Below are 17,005 nucleotides of genomic sequence, written 5' to 3' on the forward strand. Positions count from 1 at the left end.
GGCGTCAACTCTGCTCCGCTTGCAGGCGTTCGATACCTGCAACGATGGAGGCCACAGTGGAGATATCGAAGTCCGATGCCTTGGGATCGTTGGCGTTGAAGGGCACGGAGATGTCAAAGGCCTCTTCGATGGAGAAGATGCTCTCCACCAGCCCGAGACTGTCGATCCCGAGGTCTTCAAGTGTGCTGTCCATGGTGACGTTGGATGGATCCAGAACAGCCTGTTCCGCGATGATGGCGATGACTTTGTCTTGCGTGCTCACGCGCTCAATCCTCCGGCTTTACCCGCCCTTGGATTTAGTCACTCTGGCCCGATTTGAAAACCGCTTTCTGCAAGGCCGCAACGTCACGCAGGATGCGCGGCAGGCGGCGCGTGGCCTTGTAGCTTTCGACGTGGGTTTCCATTTTCACCGCCGGATAGCCGAGGATGGAGCGCCCTGCAGGCACATTGGAGAGAATCTTGCTGCCGCCCCCTGCGATCACACCATCCCCGATGAAAATATTGTCGCTGACGCCGACCTGCCCGCCGAGGATCACGTAGTTGCCGATATCCACCGACCCTGCGATGCCCACGCAGCCGCAGAGCAGGCAGTCTGTGCCGACCACACAGTTATGTCCGATGTGCACGAGGTTATCGATCTTGGTGCGGTCGCCCACGATGGTGTCGCGGATGGTGCCGCAGTCGATCACCGAATTCATGCCGATCTCGATGTCATCGCCCAGGGTCACAGCGCCGAGCGAGTGGATGCGGGTCCAGGACTGCGCTTCCGTTTCCTGCTGATCGCCCAAAGTGCTGCGCGTCGCTTCGACGGCGGAGCGGTCCGGGGTGACAAAGGAAAACCCATCACCGCCAACCCGCGCACCGGGCTGCGCGATGAACCGCGCACCGATCCGGACACGGGCGCCGATACCCACACCTTCGCGTAGAAAGGCGTCCTCGCCGATTTCGGCGTTCCAGCCGATGAAACACTGCGGGCCGATAACAGATCCTGCGCCAATCTTTGCACCCGCACCAATCACCGTGAAAGGCCCGACGCTGACGCCCGCGCCCAGTTCCGCTGTCGCGTCGATCACCGCAGAGGGGTGGATGCCCGCGCCAAATCCCTGACCGGGGTCCATCAGCTTGGTGATGCCGGACATCGCATAGCGCGGGCGGTTGGGAATAATCGCCGCCTTCAGCCCAAGCGCTTCCCAGTCCGCCCCCTGCCACAACAGGCCAACGCGGGCCTGGCCGGAACTAAGCGCATCCGCATAGGTCTGGCTGGTCGCAATGGCGATATCATCAGGCCCCGCTGTTTGCGGCTCCGAAGCGCGGGATACGCGCAAACTCGTATCGCCATGCGCCTCTGATCCCAGAGCGGCGGCAATCTCCTGAACGCTGTGGCTTGTCTCTGTCATGGTGCTGCCCCCGGTCTGATCCGGGCGCAGATTTACCCCTGAACGGCGCGCAGCGCCACCCCTGCTTTGGAGAGGGCGTTCCAGATGCGTCCGTCCCGTCCGTAGATGTCGCGGCGGAACTGGGTGCGGCCCTTCCCGTCCACAAAGGCGGTGCGGTAGATGATATGCACAGGCACCGGTTGTTTCAGATCGACCTGCTGCTCTTTGCCGGTGGCCAGACGCGCCTGAAAGAAGCCCTTTGGATCGCTGGTCTGCCTGGCCAGCAGCGCATAGGCAAAATCAAACGGATCGGCGAGACGGATACACCCGTGGCTGTAGGCACGGACTTCGCGACCAAAGAGGTTCTTGGCCGGCGTGTCGTGCAGGTAAATGTTGTGTTTGTTGGGGAACATGAACTTCACCAGACCCAGCGCATTGCCGCGGCTTGGCGGCTGGCGCATGGCAAAGGGGAAGGTACGCGCCGTGAACTGGGTGAAATCCACCGCTGACCGGTCGATCCGGCGCCCGTTCCGATCCGTGATCTCGATATGGTTTACGGCGTTCGGGTTTGCCTGCAGTTCCGGCAGGTACTCCTTGGTCACGATGGAGCGTGGCACGTACCAGCTGGGATTGATCACCATGAATTCCATCACGTCGGAGAATTCCGGGGACTGACGGTCGCGCTCACGGTGGCCGATGACGGAACGGGTCTCAAAGGTGACCTTGCCGTTGTCGATGATCTTGGCCGTAAAGTCGGTCAGGTTGACCTCGATATGGCGCTTGCCGCGTTCCTGGTTCAGCCAGCGTTCGCGTTCCATCGCGACGATGACGGATTGCAGGCGTTCCTGCACGGAGACGTTGACCTCTTTCATCGTGCCTGGACCGGCCACGCCGTCCTGCGCCAGACCATGGGCGCCTTGGAACTGCTGCACGGCGGCGGTCATCCTTGCGTCATAGCTCTGACCGGCGTTCCGTTTCATGAAACCCATGCGTACCAGGCGGTCCCGCAGGGCCACAACCGCCGTGCCCGACGCGCCGGGTTTCAGGGTTTTCGCAGGAACGGTTGGACCCCAGCCCCCCTTCGCCAGCAGACGTTCAAGGCGCAGTTTCTCTTTCATCAACCCTGTGTACTCGTGGGTCTTGGGCGCCAGTGCGCGAAAGAACCCCTTGGGTGAGGATTTGGCAAAGTTCACAAGATACGACGTGCGATCCCGGTAGGGAACCTTGCGCACGATGGCTTTGTCAACGCGACTGGGGATCAGGACGCCGGTCTGCAGATCACGCGCGAACTGCAGAAAGACACGGCTGATTTCGACTTCGAGAAGGCCGAGATCACGCGGTGTACGCGCGGCTTTCATCTTGGCTTGCAGCCCCTCGACGTCATAGCGCGCAGCAGGCAGGCCATGATCCCCAGCCGCGGTCAAGGCTTGGATGAGGGCAGAGCGCCGATTGCGATCACGCCCCTTGCCGGTCCAGATACCTTCATAGGCATTGGCCTGATAGAAAGCGGAAATGTCCTTGTCGCGCGCGGCAGCTTCCGCCACAGCCTGTTTGAAAGCGGTGACCTGGGCCGCAACAGGTGTCGGCGTCACGTAACTGAAGAGCGCCAACAGCAAGCCTGTTAAGGCAAAAACCAAAGAACGATTGCGCAAGACCAAAGACGGCATAAGACCCTCACTCGAAAAATAATCGTACCGGTTGTGACCGCGCACCCTTGTCATGTCCAATAACATTTCGGCTTTCGGTCAAGGAAAGGTGAAAATGATGCACGCGCGCATCGCTCCAGCAAAATGTGATCCACCTTCTCATTATTGGCGATATTTTGCCTAAAATTGCGCAAAAACAGATGCTCCCCCTTTCAGCACTTGGTTAACAATCAGGGCTATGACATACCAATGTTGCATCTGGGGAAGAGATGACACCCCCGTGTAACATCACGGGTAAAGGCAGAATACGGGGCGAAGACCACATGACGATTGACGGTTCATCGAGCATGTCCCGCCGTGCGCTTCTGGGCGCATTCGCGGCGACAGCGATCACAGCAGCACCAACATTTGCCAACGCGGCGGGATTCCTGCGCGGCGGTGGTGACATCCGACGTATCAAGATGTATTCCGGCAGGACCGGCGAGCGCATCGATATGATTTACTGGATCGAGGGCAAGTACGTCCGCGAAGCAGTCAAGGAAATCAACCACTTCATGCGGGATTGGCGCACCGACGGCGTCAAGTCGATGGACCTGCGCACAATCGACATCATGTCGGCCGCGCACAATCTTCTGGATGCCTCGGAGCCTTACATGCTTCTGTCCGGCTATCGCAGTCCTCAAACCAACGCCATGCTGCGCTCGCGCAGCCGGGGTGTGGCCAAGAACTCGCTGCACATGAAAGGCCAGGCGGCTGATCTGCGTTTGTCGAGCCGATCGGTTGGTCAGGTGGCGCGCGCCGCGGCGGCCTGCAAGGGCGGCGGTGTTGGTAAATACTCGCGGTCCAATTTCGTGCATATGGACTGCGGAGTCGTGCGCACCTGGGGGCGCTGAAAACCGCTCATCCTGTATAAATCGAGATATTGAAAGCGGCCTCAGGGTCGCTTTTTGTGTGCAATTTTCCGCACTACATCCCATCGTGACGCCGGGATTGCGGCCTGCGCATCGCGCCCTCTTCCTGGCCGTTGAAGAGATACCATGGAACGCACGGCCATCGGGGGAGGAAGAGACAGGCCGTGGCTGAGAGACGCGATTTTGCGGAGGCACCCGGTGCGTTGCAACCCGCCAGTGTGCAGTGGATTGCAACGCTCTTCCGGCTTGCCCAAGCGTTACACACTTGAATCCTGATTCCGGATGCGAAAATGGAACTTCAAATGAGCAGCTAGTTAAAAACAAACTTAAGTACTCGTTACTCGGCTACACGTAACTGTGCACACGATATCCAACACCCACACTGTTCGCCATTGATGCGCCAAAAGCGTTCCCGGGTAAATTCGTGTCATTGCCTAGGTAGATTTACCTATGCCCGTTTTCCCGGGCTTTCGAAGAGCTTTGTGGTGTTCGAGAGATCAATCAGTTCTGCAACCGAGTTGACCCGCATCTTTTCCAGAATGCGGGCGCGGTGGTGATCAACGGTGCGCGGGCTGATGTCCAATTGCCGCGCAACGTCCTTGCTCGATGCGCTCGACGGGTTGGAAACGAACAGCCCTGCAATCTCTCGTTCACGCTCCGTCAGCTTTTCGAACCTTGCGCGGGCGTTGCGCGCCTTATCTTGCCCCTGCCGTCGTTGTGCGTCGAGTTCAAGGGCCGTGTCGATCTGCTTGATGAGTGCTTCCTGCCGGAAGGGTTTCTCCAGGAAGTCGATGGCGCCAAGCTTCATCGCCTGTACTGTCTCGGGCACCCCGCCGTGCCCCGTGATGAAAATCACCGGCAGCGAGTAACCACGTACAACCAGCAGCTTTTGCAACTCCAAACCGGACATCTCCGGCATACCATAGTCCAGAATGAGGCAGCCCGACTGATCCGCCTCATACCCGTCCAAAAACGCCTGGGCAGAGTCAAAAACGCAGGTGTTGTACCCCCGTGTGCGCAGTGCTCGGGACAAGGACGTGCGGATATCCTCGTCGTCATCGACAATGAATACGCAAGGATCAGGCGCTGAATTCATTGAGTTTCTCATTCACCTTCTTGGGGACCAAAGGGGGCAGCGTGAAGCAGAACTGCGAATGGCCGTTGTCATCCTTTTGATACCATAGCTTTCCCCCATGCGAGTCGATGATGGAGCGGCAAATCGACAGTCCCAACCCCATACCGTCTTCCTTGGTGGTTTCAAACTGTTCAAAGAGGTTTGCGTGTGGATCAAAGCCGGGGCCGGTGTCGGTGATCGATATGGTGAGGCCCTCATCACTCTCCTGCCCTTTCAGCCAAACGATGCGCTCTGGCACGTCACTGTCCCCGATGGCCTCGATGGCATTGCGCAGCAAGTTCAGCAAGACCTGTGCAATCTGAACGCGTGAGCCATAGACAGGTTCCACATCACGGATATCGATTCGGATGCCGATGCCGTTTTCCTTCGCCTCCGAACGCACCAAATGCAGCGTTTGCTCCAGCAGTTCCTCGAAATCGAATTCCGCTTTCTCCACCCCGTCCTTTTTAACAAACCCGCGAAGAGCCTTGATAATGTCTCCTGCTCGGTGCGCATGCCGGTCTGTTTCCTCCAGAATACTTTTCAATTCTTCCGTGTCGCTGGCGTTATCCTTGAGCGCGTAAAGCGCGGTATCCATGTTCTGGGTGATGGCCAAAAGCGGCTGGTTTAACTCATGCGCGAGGCTGGTGGCCATTTGTCCCATCACGTTGACCCGCGAGGAATGCGACAGATCGCGGTTCAAGCGCTGGATTTTGCGTTCCGCATCCTTGCGCTCGGTGATGTCGTCAACGGTCACCACGGCGTGGCGCGACTGACCCGCATCATCGCGGATGACAATCACGTTTTCGCTGACCCAGATCGCGGTGCCATCTTTGCGCAGGAGCCGCTTTTCATGCAGGTATTCAGAACGTTTCTGTCCGCCATCCTCAAAGAAGAAGCCTGCAACCGGATCATCCGGATGCGAGATGTCGTGTGCGGTCAGGGACAGGATTTCTTCCGCATCATATCCGAGCATTGCGGCGAACTTGCTGTTGACGCGCATGATCCGCCCGGTTTTGGCTTCTATCTGGGCCATGCCCCGCGAGGCGAGGTCAAATGTGCGGCCGAACTCGGTTTCGGACTTCTTGCGCTCCGCGATGGCCTGGACCAGGGTTTCATTGGCGCGTTGAAGTTCACGGTAGGTATTGGGAAGCGGCTCGGACGCAGAAATCTCGCCCTGTGACACCAAAGAGGAACGCACCGCAAAGGCGCGCACGGGCTTATGGATGTAGTTGGCCAGAATCAATCCGAAGACGCCGGATATCAAGGCGATCAAAGCCGCGATCCAAACATTTTGCGTCCGGTTGGCCTTGATCTCGCCGGTGAAATCGGTTTCGGGCGCATAGACCGCGATAGTCCAAGGCAGTTCCTCGCTGATCACCGGCATCACGGTCGATACATATGTGGCATCACCGTACTCGAAACGCGATGACACCTCGCGCTCGACAGAGACCTCATCGCCCCTGATCAACGGGCCGAATGCGGCCTGTGCCACCGGATCACCGAATTCGTTGATGCTGACAAAGCGGAACGTGCCATCGGCGTTGGCGGTGCTGATAAGGTCCTGATTGGGGTGGGCGATCACGTCGCCATTTCGGTTCAGGATCAGGGCTTTGCCACTCTCTCCGATATTCAGCCGGGACAGGAAATCCGAAATCGCTTCGATCCCGATGTCAACGCCGACGACGCCCTGGATTTCTCCATCAGCACTAAAAACGGGCGAAGCTGCGGTGATGCCGGGGGTTTGTGAGGTGAAAAAAATGTAGGGGTCGGTCCAGATGCTGGCCCGCTCGCTGCTGGCGTTCTGATACCACAACCGGCTGCGCGGATCATAAGGGTCCAATGGATCCTGACTTCGGAGAACTTCCGCATATCCGTTGTCGCGCCAGATCAGTTCGACGAAACGGGTTTCCTCATCCTGCCGGATGATCTTGGTTCGAAACGGCCCGGGCCCGCTACTGCGCATCACATAGACAAAACTGCCGGTCTCATCGCCATAAAAGACGCCGGCAAACTGCGGCGATATCTGCAATTGCTGGAACAGCAGTTTTTCAAGCTGTTGGAAGTTGTCACTGGAGATGACCTGGCTTTCGGCAAGGCGCGTGGCCAATTCGGCGGCCCCCTTGGCCGGTTTCAGAAAGCCTCGTGAATGTTCGATGGTGTTGGTCCCCACGTCACGCAGCAGATGGCGAGCATGGTCCAACAAAACTTTCTCTGAGGTGAGAAAAGAGGAAAACACCACGATTGTCACAGCGACGAACTGCAAACCGGCGAGACACAGCGCCAACATGAGACCCAGCGAGAGCTTCATGCAGTTATCCGCCTGCGAATGCGGTTTAAAAAGCAGGGAGCCACGTCGGTCTTTTGGCATGCAGGGTTTGCGGCTTCTGCTGCGCGCGCGTTAGTGCGGCATGCATCTGCCCTGCCCCCGATCTTTGTGGTTTTAGTCATCTCGGTCTGAGATCCGCAATCATTCGATACCCTCTGTCCTGTATGTTACATAATTTCAGGAGTGCGAAAGATGACGGGCTTCGAATTGAGCGACAATTCGCCTTATGATGCGGATATCGCGGGCGCTCCACCATCTTTCGATTGTATCGACGGTACATATTACCCCGATAAGCTGTTTCTCCGGTGCCCGCAACGGCGCAGCGGCAAACGATCGTATCCTGTGACCTGACAGAAGGTCGCCGTGACGGATCAGCGGATGGGTGTAGATATCATCTATTCTGAGAACGTCGTACAGTGTCGTGGCATGCGTGGCCAAGAGCAAGGATTGCGCCTGCAGAATGTCGTCATGCGTATCGGATGTACCTTGCAGATCACGCGAGTATGCGGACTGAAGATCTTGAAAAGAGAACAGAAAAGACGCTGTGGATTGCAGCTGTGCCGTCATGAGATGCGGCAGTATCCGCGCTTGTGCACTTCGGACGTCAATACTGATCCCCGCCGCGTTCGTGCGCTCCACTAAAAGAGTGTCATCCTCCTCGCCGGAAATGGGTCGGTTCGATGGGAAAAGGGTCTTCAAGGCTTCTGTCCTGAACTGAGGCGAACGCGCCATTATGCCCGACATCGCCTATCAGTAGAATATGCAGAATTGCCTAGGCAAAACTACCTAGATATGCAGTCCTCGATTGATGATTTCACGCACCGTTTAGCGGATTAGAGGCCGCTATTTGGTCTGTATCACAGGCAAAATGACGAACATACAGGCTTCTTTGGAACCAAAACCTGCACGGAAAACTGATCAGGCCAAGGGTGATCACGGTGTCTGTCAGAGCGCGCGTGAAAGGACAGCCGACATTCTGAACACCGTAGCACTTGGAGATTTCCCGTCATTGCAGAGTTACATGTTCAGCGCGCTGGGAGATTGATCTGTGAAGACGCGAATATAGTCACCCGGTGAGGAGCCCGCCCAAAACACCCAAAGCTTATGCGGGTCTTGCTCATCCACCCACACCCTGTCGCCTTGCTCCAATCCACGCAGTTCAGGACTGATGTAGGTTACAGAAGTATTGGCCAGAAAATCAGTCCTGGCCATCGTCCCTTGAAACGCTGCAATGCCCAAAATAGGCGCATCGAAGTAGACAAAACCATATTGGGTGCCAGACAAGCTATCAAAAAAAACGTAGTGGCTTGCGATAATCGACCCCTGCGGGATGACCCCATTGAGCCCGCCGATGTCGACGCGGATTGGCTCTACAAGGGTGATATTTTGATCCTCGTCAAAGCCATAAAGATTGTCGTCATCGAAAGTATCGAACCCCACGGCGAAAGGTTCATCCGTGGTCAGCTTGACGAACATCCCGCTACCGTTTTGTCGGATAATTTCACCATCCAGGATGTACGCCTGAGCCGGCGTCAAGAGAAGCGCAAGTGCCAATGCCGATTTCCACATGTTTTGCTCTTTTACGCCAATAGTTTGCTCGCGAGGGTAGTCGGCCTGTGACGACATCACCAGCTGGCTCGACGCGCCTCGCGGAAACTTGACATTGCAGAGGCTGAGGTCCGCCCTGGGTTCAGGCCGGTGGGTGCCTTAGTTTTCCGAAGGGTCTCATTTCAGGACCTGGTCAGGAATGCATCACGGATGACAGTCTTCATTGCCGACATTGGGGCGTCATCTGACGACCGGTTCGTCGCCATGACCAACTTGGACGTTGGTGTCGGGTGACATCCAAGGCGGTCGCTGACCACCGAAAGGCCCGCATGAAGAGACGAACGCGCCAGAAGGCCGACAGCAATCCCGGCCTCTACCGCCGCGAGCACACCTGAGACGCTTTGGCTGGAATAGACGATACGATAGGGTTTCCCGCTGCTCTCAAGTGATCCGATTGCCGCGTCGCGCCACCAGCAGGCTTGATCAAAAACCGCGAGCGGAAGGGGATCGCACGCTGTGAAATCCACCTTTGTGGAAGACAGCCAACAGGTTGGGTCCTCGAATAGCAATTCTTCATGCGGACCCAAAGTTTGGACTTCGTAAATGGCAAGATCCAGTGCTCCCTTTTCCAGCGCGCCGGGGAACCCCGTGCTGAGGGCACAGGTCACATCAAGTTCCACATGCGGATGCTGACGTGTGAATGCTGCAATGATATGCGCGAGCTTTGTCCTGCCATGATCGTCCGGAATGCCAATCCGGAGCTTGCCTGTGACAGCTTCCTTCGAGAGGTCGCGCAAGGCCACATCGAGACGGTTTGTTACCTCCTGTGCAATTGGTAACAGGCGGCGGCCCACGGCGCTCAATACCACGCCCCGGCCATGTCTTTCGAACACAGGGTGCCCGACGATCACTTCAAGGCGTTTAATTTGCAGGCTTGTTGCAGATTGGGATCGGTGTATCTGCTCTGCTCCTTCCGTCACGCTTCCGGCTCGGGCGACGGCGACGAAGGTCCGCAAAAGATCACTATCCAGATTTTCCATTTGAATTTTCGATACCTGAAATATGAATTATGCGTTTCATATATGGCTTGAGCTTCCGTAACTTCAAGCAAAAGGAGTTTGCGGTGACTGATCAAACCATTGTTCAAAAACGCTCAAGCAGGAAACTGATAATTTGGGGCATCTGCGTGCTCACATTGGTGGGCATCGGGGCCATCTGGCCGACTTACCTGTTGGAGACCGCCACATTTGTCCTGTGGGGATTGGTTGTCGTCGCCCCCATCGTCATTCCGGGCATCGTTCTCGCAGCCTGGATTATTGCGAGCGGGGCAGATTCCCGCATCGCAAGTGCCTTTGAGGGCAGAACGTTACGTACGGTTCTGACCGCTTCGCTGATTGGTGCAATAACACCGGTGTGCGGTGTCACAGTCCTGCCGTTGATGGCCGGGTTGCTGGCCGTTGGTGTGCCCCTGGCCCCGATCATGGCGTTCTGGTTGTCCTCCCCAATCACAGACCCGGCCATGCTTGCGACGACGGCTGCAACACTCGGGTTGAGTTTTGCGGTTGGCAAAACCATCGCCGCTTTTTGTTTAGGCGTGTTTGGCGGGGCGATTACAACACTTTTCGCCCGCACATCCTGGGCGCTGCACGCGCTTCGTGACAATGGCATGGCCAGGCAATTGAGCGCCGCACGGTGTGGCCAAGCGCAGACATTTGATCCTTGGATCTGGCGTACCGATACCCGGCGCCGGTCCTTTGCCAAGCAGTTCTGGGCCACGACACGTTTGATTCTGATTTGCCTGATCCCGGCCTTCGCCGCAGAATATGCACTGAACGCCGCACTCACTCCCGGCTCGCTCGCTGCCTATGTCGGTGAAGATCAGTGGTGGGCCATTCCGGCGGCGGTCTTCGTTGGTGCGCCTGCCTACATCGACGGCTACGCCGCGCTGCCGCTGACGCGGGGTCTGATAGAAACCGGTATGTCGGAGGGAGCTGCCATGGCCTTTCTCATCTCGGGTGGCGTGGTGAGCATCTGGGGTGCCCTTGCCATTGCGCCTATCCTGAAACTGAAGCCATTCCTGCTGTATCTCGTATTGGCCGTTCTGGGCTCGCTTGCAGCCGGGTATGCGTTCGAATGGGCTGTTTAGATCCCCGCGTCCACGATGGCGGCCACGCGGCTCCGGCAGGTTTGTCTCGCAAAAGTCTCCGCTCGCCCGATCTGTTGCTTGCTCGCACAAGCTGGCGGGTCACACCTGATGGCGACCTTTTGCTCAGAAGGCTGCTCATTGCTGTGCATGCTGTGCTAAACATCGCTTCCAATCTACTGTCGCAAAGATTGTCCCCTTAGAGGAATTCAAAGTGGCTAACTCAATAGTTGAAGGCGAACTGACGATAGATGGCAACATCAAGTCAAGTGACGGAAATCTGGAGATCAAGGGAAGTGTTGTAGGGGACGTCACCGCTGCAGAAGTGGTCATCGGGTCAGGTGGGACCGTCGACGGTGCGGTGTCTGCAAAGACTGTTGTTGTTGAAGGAAGACACAAAGGCAGCTTGAAGTGTGACAATGTCACGTTCGCATCGACATCCAATGTTCAAGCGGATGTAAAGGCCGAAACCATGACGACAGAGAGCGGCGCGAAGGTTGTCGGAAAAATCGACATTACCGGAACGGGGTAAACTGCCTCAGCAGGGCATTAACTTGCTGCCCCGTCCCGTTCGTGTCGAAATTGCCGCCTGTTCTGTCAGGCACAGTTTTGGTTGTGCACCGCATGCCTTGGATGGGAAGCCGTTGGACCGAAAAACCGGTAGGCTGTGACCTGGATGCAGCGCGGATCAGGAGCAAGGATGTGTCCGTTCGGTGTTCTAGCCTTCACTTGGCACGTCGCTGACACATGAGGTGGCCTTTGTCGGGTCTGGGTATGAAGCGGAGACTATCTATCCGTAGGGGGTAACGTGCACGTGTCGTGCTCAACTGCCGTTGGAAGGCACGGCGGATCAAGTGGAGCAGACGACACCACACAATCTCGAGTGATACGGGAAGTCCCTTGAAATCAAACTCTTAAGAGAAGATGGTGGCGGACCCTAGAGGATTCGAACCTCTGGCCTCTGCCTTCGGAGGGCAGCGCTCTATCCAGCTGAGCTAAGGGTCCACTGATGCGCGGTATAGCGGGACAAATGCCGCCTCGCAACGGCAAAACATCACCGTCTCAGGGACCAGTACGTTTGTGATAGACGGTGGAGCGTACGAGACATGTGGTGGTTGCCATTCCCATCGAGGTCGCCATGCTTTGCGGCAAATCCACGGTCAGATCCGCAAGTTGATTGATCTGATCGGGCGCGATGATCACCATGATCGATTTCGACACCACGGTCATCGTGCCAATTGCGGTCTGCTGGACGTCACTGAAAATGCCTTCCCAGATGTTGGGCGCAATCTTCTGCCATGTGAAATTAGGATCAATGTCCTTGAAGACAGCTGGCCCGAAGGGATCGGGAAAGGTGATCTGCTGACCGGTGTACCCCTGCCGCGCCTGCTTCATCTGACCGACCATCTCGGCTGGACAGCCGGTCTGGCTGTCGAAGGTGACCTCGCCTGACCACGTTCCGGACTCGGGTTGGATATCAGTCGCGAAACCGATGCCGGGAAGGACCAGAAGACAGAGAGTGATAAGGATTCGTCGCATCATCCCTGCATTGTAGCCAGCGCCGCACCGTCAGGCAAAAAGATCATGCGCAAGTTCCAGCGCCTCGACCAACACGTCCACCTCGGCTTGCGTATTGTAGAGCCCAAAGGAGGCGCGGCAGCTGGCCGGTATGCCCATATGCGCCATCAGCGGACCGACACAATGCTGACCCGCGCGCACGGCGACGCCCTTCTTGTCGAGGATGGTGGAAATGTCATGCGCGTGCCCTGCCCCCTCCATCGTGAAGCTGAAGATCGCACCTTTGTCGGGGGTCGTACCCTGCACTTGCAACCAGTTGAGACCGCCGAGTTTTTCAACCGTGTAGTCTCGCAGGCTGTCCTCGTAGGCCGCGATATTCTGCATTCCCAGCGCCATCATGTATTCCAGGGCAACGCCAAAACCGATGGTCTGCACGATACCGGGGGTACCCGCCTCGAACTTCATCGGTGGATCGTTGTAGATCACGCCATCCTTGCTGACCTCGCGGATCATGTCCCCGCCGCCGATGAAGGGGCGCATTTCCGCCATCCGTTCGGATTTCACATAGATTGCGCCTGAACCAGAGGGCCCATACAGCTTGTGTCCGGTGATCGCATAGAAATCGCAATCGATGTCGCTGACGTCCACCGGTTGATGCACTGCCGCCTGACTGCCATCGATAAGCACGGGGACCCCCCGGGCATGGGCTTCTTGACAGATTGTCTTCACGTCCACCCGTGTGCCCAGTACATTCGACAGATGTGTCACGGCGACCAGTTTGGTTTTGGGGCCAATGGCATCGATCACGGCCTGCGGATCAAGATAGCCGGTGCTGTCCACATCCACCCATTTCAGCACGACCCCCTGGCGTTCGCGCAAAAAGTGCCAGGGCACGATATTGGCGTGGTGTTCCATCACGCTGAGCACGATCTCGTCACCCGCCTCCAGCCGTGGCATCGCCCAACCGTAGGCCACCATGTTGATGCCTTCGGTTGTGCCTGAATTCAGCACGATCTCATCCTCTGATCCGGCGTTCAGGAATCGGGCAATCACACCGCGCACGCTCTCATATTTGTCTGTCGCAAGGTTTGACAGGAAATGCAGGCCGCGGTGCACATTGGCGTATTCGTTGGAATAGGCGTTGCTAATGGCGTCGATGACCACCTGCGGTTTCTGCGCAGAGGCGCCATTGTCCAGATAAACCAGCGGCTTGCCATTCACCTCCCGACTGAGGATCGGAAAGTCGGCGCGAATTTTGGTGACATCATACATTGGCAGGTACTCCGAGCGCGCTGACGCCGATCAAGGATAGCAATAGGGAAAACCCGAGGGACATGGCCACCGCGCCAGCAAGCAGCACGAACAGTGCTTTCATAAGGGAGTTCAGCTGCAATCCCACACTGATGAAATTGAGGAAAATCCAGATCGTTGCGATGCCGACGATCAGAACGAAAAAACCGGCGAGGACGGGTATCAAGAGGACGCTGAGCAGCACAAGCACCTGTGCCGCCAAGCGCAGAATCTGCAGCCAGACAAGGAGTGCCAGCAGATCGCTCATATCGTCGGACCCGCCCATGGCACGACCCGTCCAGAACAGCGCGTGGACGGTAACGACAAATCCACCGGCGACGATCATGAAGAGGGTGAAGGGGTTGTTTACCATGCCGGCCAGTGGTTCGGGCACCGGAAGCAGCATGTTCGACAGGGTCGACATAAAGGTGCTGAGGATCGCGACCAGGGCGGCGGCCATCCATAGCTCTTTTCGCGGCAGCTGCCAGCTCATGATGATGGCGGCGGCCTCTTTCGGCGTGCGCACGGTCAGCAGGGCCAGTTGTGGCCAGTTTACGGTCGAGATCACGCGGCGCGTCCTTCTGCAGCAATCAGTCCACTGATCCAGAACCACAGGAAAATGACAAGCCATGCAAGGCCAACAACCTGTAACTCCAGGCCCGGCCCGATGAACCCTGCCACCAGCCCGTTCAGCAGCATCAGCGGTGAGGCGGCCAGCAAGGCCCAAAAAAGGGCAAGCCGGGCGCCATAGTAACTGCCTTGCCCCCGAAACAACCTGGCCACAAGATGCGATAGTGCCGCAAGGCAGTACAGCAGCAGTGGGGCGATGAAGACCCATGCCATGAGGGACGCGCCCATCAGCATGTCCAGCTCTTCCCCCGTCAGATGCGCCTCGCGGGCCAGACGCGGGAGTTGCGCGATAAACACGACCACGCAGCCGGCCATCAGATAGGCCAGGGCCCGGTCTTCACGCTGCCCAAGGGACAGCAACCCGCGCAGTGCTTTGCCCGGGTTGCGATAGGTTGCCGTGATATTGCGCGTGACCGCCATTAGCTTCGATGCCGTTCCAGCCAGGCGGCAAGGCGGTCGTTGATCTCGTCGCGCAGGTCTTCGTTCTCGATCTCTTCCACCGCTTCTGCAAGGAAGGCCAGCGTCAGTAGGTCCGTTGCTGGTCCTTCCGGCACCCCACGCGACCGCAGATAAAACAGCGCATCCTCATCGATCGCGCCGGAGGTGCTGCCGTGCGAGCAGGCCACGTCATCGGCGTAAATCTCCAGCTCCGGCTTGGCGAGGAACTGGCTGTCTTCATCCAGCAGCAGCGATTGGCTGATCTGGTACCCGTCCGTCTTCTGGGCGTCTTTCTTGACCAGAATTTTACCCTGGAAAACGCCCGTGGCACCGTTGCGCAGCACCTTTTTGAACACCTGACGGCTCTCACAATTCACCGCGTCATGGGTGATGAAAACCGTATCGTCGTGATGAAAATCGCCGTCGCCCACGCAGGCCCCTGCAACATGGGCCACCGCGTCGTCACCGGTCAGCTCGATGACGCATTCGTTGCGGGTCAGCACGCCGTTGGCGGTCAGGGTGAAGGATTTGAACACCGATTCCGTGCCCAGCCGGGCAAAGATATGGGTGGCCGCGCGACGCTCGTGGTCCCTGCCCTGCGCGCGCACGTGGTGGAAGGTCGCGCCATCGGCCACGTCCACCTCCATGCATTTGTTGAACCGCGCCGCCGCTGGGCCGCTTTCCAGCACGGTCACTTCCGCGCCTGCATCCACGCGGATCACGTGATGCAGGATCGCGTCCGAGGTTTCAGACCGGTGGTGATAGGTCAGATTGATCGGCTTGGACGGTTTGCCAGTCACATGAATCACAACCCCATCGCTCGCAAAAGCCGTGTTGAGCGCGGCCAGCGGGCGCGGCACGGGGTTTTGCCCTTTGGCTTCCAATACGCCGTAGAGGTCGCGCGCCCAGTGGATGTCGGTTTTTGCCTCGGCCAGCCGGTCGATGGTCACCCCTTCGAGGCTCAAATCGTCAGAGGCTTGCCGATCAAACACCCCGTCCACGAAGACGATGTTCAGACGGTCCATGTCGCCAAAGATCGGTGCCTCATCGTTGTCAAAGAGCGCGGCGGGGACAGCACCAGCTTGGGTCAGCGTGTCCGGGCGGGTGTACTTCCAGTATTCATCCCGACGCTCCGGCAGACTCATTGCCTGCACGCGCGCCAAGGCGTCCTTGCGCGCCGCCTCGGACCAGCCTCCGACAGGCAGGGACAAGCCGCCAAGACGCGCGTCGGTGGTGGAGATTTTTTCTGCAGCGTCAGCCATCACGCCACCTCTGCAAGGATATCGCCGTAGCCGTTATTCTCGACTTCCAGCGCCAGCTCCGGGCCCCCGGATTTGACGATCTTGCCGTCGGCCATGATGTGCACCACGTCCGGCTTAATGTGATCCAGCAACCGCTGATAGTGGGTGATCACCAGAAAACCACGCCCTTCGGAGCGCAGTGCGTTCACCCCTTCGGACACCAGTTTCATCGCATCGACATCAAGGCCGGAATCGGTTTCATCCAGAATGCACATCCGGGGCTCCAGCATCGCCATCTGCAGGATTTCATTGCGTTTCTTCTCACCCCCGGAGAAACCGACATTGACCGGGCGTTTCAGCATGTCGGCGTCGATTTTCAGCTCCTTGGCGCGTGCACGCACGGCCTTGAGGAAGTCGGCGGCGGACATCTCTTCTTCGCCGCGCGCCTTGCGCTGTGCGTTCACGGCAGTGCGCAGGAAGGTCATGTTGCCCACGCCGGGAATTTCGACAGGGTATTGAAATGCCAGGAACAGGCCAGCAGCAGCGCGTTCTTCAGGCTCCATCTCCAAAACGTCCGCGCCTTCCAGCATCGCGGTGCCATCGGTCACCTCGTAGCCATCCTTGCCGGACAGCACGTAGGAAAGTGTCGATTTACCCGAACCATTCGGCCCCATGATCGCGTGCACCTTGCCCGCTTCGATCTCCAGATCGACACCTTTGAGGATCTGCTTGTCCTCTTCTTCCAGTTTCACGTGCAGGTTCTTGATGCTCAGCATTTCGTTCGTCCTTCTATCGGTTCCGGCAGGCGGAAAGTGTTCTTG

The 17,005-nt window shown here is 57.7% G+C and carries 17 protein-coding genes and 1 tRNA gene; 3 read left to right on the plus strand and 15 right to left on the minus strand.

The genetic code is table 11. The features are described from left to right. Positions 1-4 precede the first annotated feature (4 nt). The 3 genes from Q1A07_RS17500 to Q1A07_RS17510 are packed head-to-tail and all read right to left on the minus strand — an operon-like array spanning position 5 to position 3,043. On the minus strand, positions 5-262 hold the full coding sequence (locus tag Q1A07_RS17500) for an acyl carrier protein (RefSeq protein ID WP_299783308.1): 258 nt from the start codon (positions 260-262) through the stop codon (positions 5-7). A gap of 34 nt (positions 263-296) precedes the next feature. Beyond that, positions 297-1,397, minus strand: coding sequence for a UDP-3-O-(3-hydroxymyristoyl)glucosamine N-acyltransferase (locus tag Q1A07_RS17505; protein WP_299783309.1), 1,101 nt, complete (start codon positions 1,395-1,397; stop codon positions 297-299). A gap of 32 nt (positions 1,398-1,429) precedes the next feature. Then, a complete protein-coding gene (locus Q1A07_RS17510; protein WP_299783562.1) occupies positions 1,430-3,043 on the minus strand; it encodes a L,D-transpeptidase family protein in 1,614 nt (537 codons plus the stop codon). Positions 3,044-3,345: 302 nt separating this feature from the next. Here Q1A07_RS17510 and Q1A07_RS17515 point away from each other — a divergent pair, with 302 nt between their 5' ends. Continuing rightward, positions 3,346-3,915, plus strand: coding sequence for a DUF882 domain-containing protein (locus Q1A07_RS17515; protein ID WP_299783310.1), 570 nt, complete (start codon positions 3,346-3,348; stop codon positions 3,913-3,915). Positions 3,916-4,381: 466 nt separating this feature from the next. On the opposite strand, the gene Q1A07_RS17520 is transcribed toward Q1A07_RS17515, so the two are convergent. From Q1A07_RS17520 to Q1A07_RS17540, 5 genes are all read right to left on the minus strand, one after another. Further along, positions 4,382-5,029, minus strand: coding sequence for a response regulator (locus Q1A07_RS17520; RefSeq protein WP_299783311.1), 648 nt, complete (start codon positions 5,027-5,029; stop codon positions 4,382-4,384). After that, complete coding sequence (locus Q1A07_RS17525; RefSeq protein WP_299783312.1) at positions 5,013-7,358, minus strand: cache domain-containing protein; 2,346 nt, start codon at positions 7,356-7,358, stop codon at positions 5,013-5,015. The genes Q1A07_RS17520 and Q1A07_RS17525 overlap by 17 nt, the downstream gene beginning before the upstream one ends. Positions 7,359-7,553: 195 nt before the next feature. Further along, on the minus strand, positions 7,554-8,075 hold the full coding sequence (locus Q1A07_RS17530; RefSeq protein ID WP_299783313.1) for a GAF domain-containing protein: 522 nt from the start codon (positions 8,073-8,075) through the stop codon (positions 7,554-7,556). Positions 8,076-8,393: 318 nt separating this feature from the next. Further along, positions 8,394-9,002 (minus strand): hypothetical protein, encoded by a 609-nt coding sequence (locus Q1A07_RS17535; protein WP_299783314.1) that lies wholly within the window; start codon positions 9,000-9,002, stop codon positions 8,394-8,396. A 104-nt stretch (positions 9,003-9,106) separates the two neighbouring features. Next, positions 9,107-9,964 (minus strand): LysR substrate-binding domain-containing protein, encoded by an 858-nt coding sequence (locus Q1A07_RS17540; RefSeq protein WP_299783315.1) that lies wholly within the window; start codon positions 9,962-9,964, stop codon positions 9,107-9,109. A gap of 83 nt (positions 9,965-10,047) precedes the next feature. Between Q1A07_RS17540 and Q1A07_RS17545 the strand changes: the two genes are divergently transcribed. Both Q1A07_RS17545 and Q1A07_RS17550 read left to right on the plus strand, forming a co-directional pair. After that, a complete protein-coding gene (locus tag Q1A07_RS17545; protein ID WP_299783316.1) occupies positions 10,048-11,070 on the plus strand; it encodes a permease in 1,023 nt (340 codons plus the stop codon). 211 nt (positions 11,071-11,281) lie between these two features. Further along, positions 11,282-11,599 carry a polymer-forming cytoskeletal protein gene (locus Q1A07_RS17550; protein WP_299783317.1) on the plus strand — a complete coding sequence of 106 codons (318 nt, stop codon included), beginning with the start codon at positions 11,282-11,284 and terminating at the stop codon, positions 11,597-11,599. A gap of 396 nt (positions 11,600-11,995) precedes the next feature. On the opposite strand, the gene Q1A07_RS17555 is transcribed toward Q1A07_RS17550, so the two are convergent. From Q1A07_RS17555 to sufC, 7 genes are all read right to left on the minus strand, one after another. Then, positions 11,996-12,072, minus strand: a tRNA-Arg gene (locus Q1A07_RS17555). 57 nt (positions 12,073-12,129) lie between these two features. Then, on the minus strand, positions 12,130-12,606 hold the full coding sequence (locus Q1A07_RS17560) for a hypothetical protein (RefSeq protein ID WP_299783318.1): 477 nt from the start codon (positions 12,604-12,606) through the stop codon (positions 12,130-12,132). A 30-nt stretch (positions 12,607-12,636) separates the two neighbouring features. Next, a complete protein-coding gene (locus Q1A07_RS17565; RefSeq protein ID WP_299783319.1) occupies positions 12,637-13,857 on the minus strand; it encodes a cysteine desulfurase in 1,221 nt (406 codons plus the stop codon). Continuing rightward, positions 13,850-14,443, minus strand: a complete 594-nt coding sequence (locus tag Q1A07_RS17570) for a YIP1 family protein (RefSeq protein WP_299783320.1) — start codon at positions 14,441-14,443, stop codon at positions 13,850-13,852. Before Q1A07_RS17570 ends, Q1A07_RS17565 begins: the two co-directional genes overlap by 8 nt. Beyond that, positions 14,440-14,925, minus strand: a complete 486-nt coding sequence (locus Q1A07_RS17575) for a YIP1 family protein (protein ID WP_299783321.1) — start codon at positions 14,923-14,925, stop codon at positions 14,440-14,442. Before Q1A07_RS17575 ends, Q1A07_RS17570 begins: the two co-directional genes overlap by 4 nt. Next, positions 14,925-16,205, minus strand: coding sequence for a Fe-S cluster assembly protein SufD (gene sufD, locus Q1A07_RS17580; RefSeq protein WP_299783322.1), 1,281 nt, complete (start codon positions 16,203-16,205; stop codon positions 14,925-14,927). The genes Q1A07_RS17575 and sufD overlap by 1 nt, the downstream gene beginning before the upstream one ends. Then, positions 16,205-16,960 carry a Fe-S cluster assembly ATPase SufC gene (gene sufC, locus Q1A07_RS17585; RefSeq protein ID WP_299783323.1) on the minus strand — a complete coding sequence of 252 codons (756 nt, stop codon included), beginning with the start codon at positions 16,958-16,960 and terminating at the stop codon, positions 16,205-16,207. Before sufC ends, sufD begins: the two co-directional genes overlap by 1 nt. Positions 16,961-17,005: the final 45 nt, after the last annotated feature.

It is taken from the genome of uncultured Roseobacter sp. (genome assembly GCF_947492555.1).
Taxonomy (GTDB): Bacteria; Pseudomonadota; Alphaproteobacteria; order Rhodobacterales; family Rhodobacteraceae; genus Roseobacter.

What these genes read in the sequence shown, in the direction of transcription:
- sufC (WP_299783323.1), bottom strand. Translation starts at nt 16,960, where the DNA reads ATGCTGAGCATCAAGAACCTGCACGTGAAACTGGAAGAAGAGGACAAG.
- Q1A07_RS17525 (WP_299783312.1), bottom strand. Translation starts at nt 7,358, where the DNA reads ATGAAGCTCTCGCTGGGTCTCATGTTGGCGCTGTGTCTCGCCGGTTTG.
- Q1A07_RS17520 (WP_299783311.1), bottom strand. Translation starts at nt 5,029, where the DNA reads ATGAATTCAGCGCCTGATCCTTGCGTATTCATTGTCGATGACGACGAG.
- Q1A07_RS17510 (WP_299783562.1), bottom strand. Translation starts at nt 3,043, where the DNA reads ATGCCGTCTTTGGTCTTGCGCAATCGTTCTTTGGTTTTTGCCTTAACA.
- Q1A07_RS17540 (WP_299783315.1), bottom strand. Translation starts at nt 9,964, where the DNA reads ATGGAAAATCTGGATAGTGATCTTTTGCGGACCTTCGTCGCCGTCGCC.
- sufD (WP_299783322.1), bottom strand. Translation starts at nt 16,205, where the DNA reads ATGGCTGACGCTGCAGAAAAAATCTCCACCACCGACGCGCGTCTTGGC.
- Q1A07_RS17575 (WP_299783321.1), bottom strand. Translation starts at nt 14,925, where the DNA reads ATGGCGGTCACGCGCAATATCACGGCAACCTATCGCAACCCGGGCAAA.
- Q1A07_RS17505 (WP_299783309.1), bottom strand. Translation starts at nt 1,397, where the DNA reads ATGACAGAGACAAGCCACAGCGTTCAGGAGATTGCCGCCGCTCTGGGA.
- Q1A07_RS17565 (WP_299783319.1), bottom strand. Translation starts at nt 13,857, where the DNA reads ATGTATGATGTCACCAAAATTCGCGCCGACTTTCCGATCCTCAGTCGG.
- Q1A07_RS17535 (WP_299783314.1), bottom strand. Translation starts at nt 9,002, where the DNA reads ATGTCGTCACAGGCCGACTACCCTCGCGAGCAAACTATTGGCGTAAAA.
- Q1A07_RS17515 (WP_299783310.1), top strand. Translation starts at nt 3,346, where the DNA reads ATGACGATTGACGGTTCATCGAGCATGTCCCGCCGTGCGCTTCTGGGC.
- Q1A07_RS17560 (WP_299783318.1), bottom strand. Translation starts at nt 12,606, where the DNA reads ATGCGACGAATCCTTATCACTCTCTGTCTTCTGGTCCTTCCCGGCATC.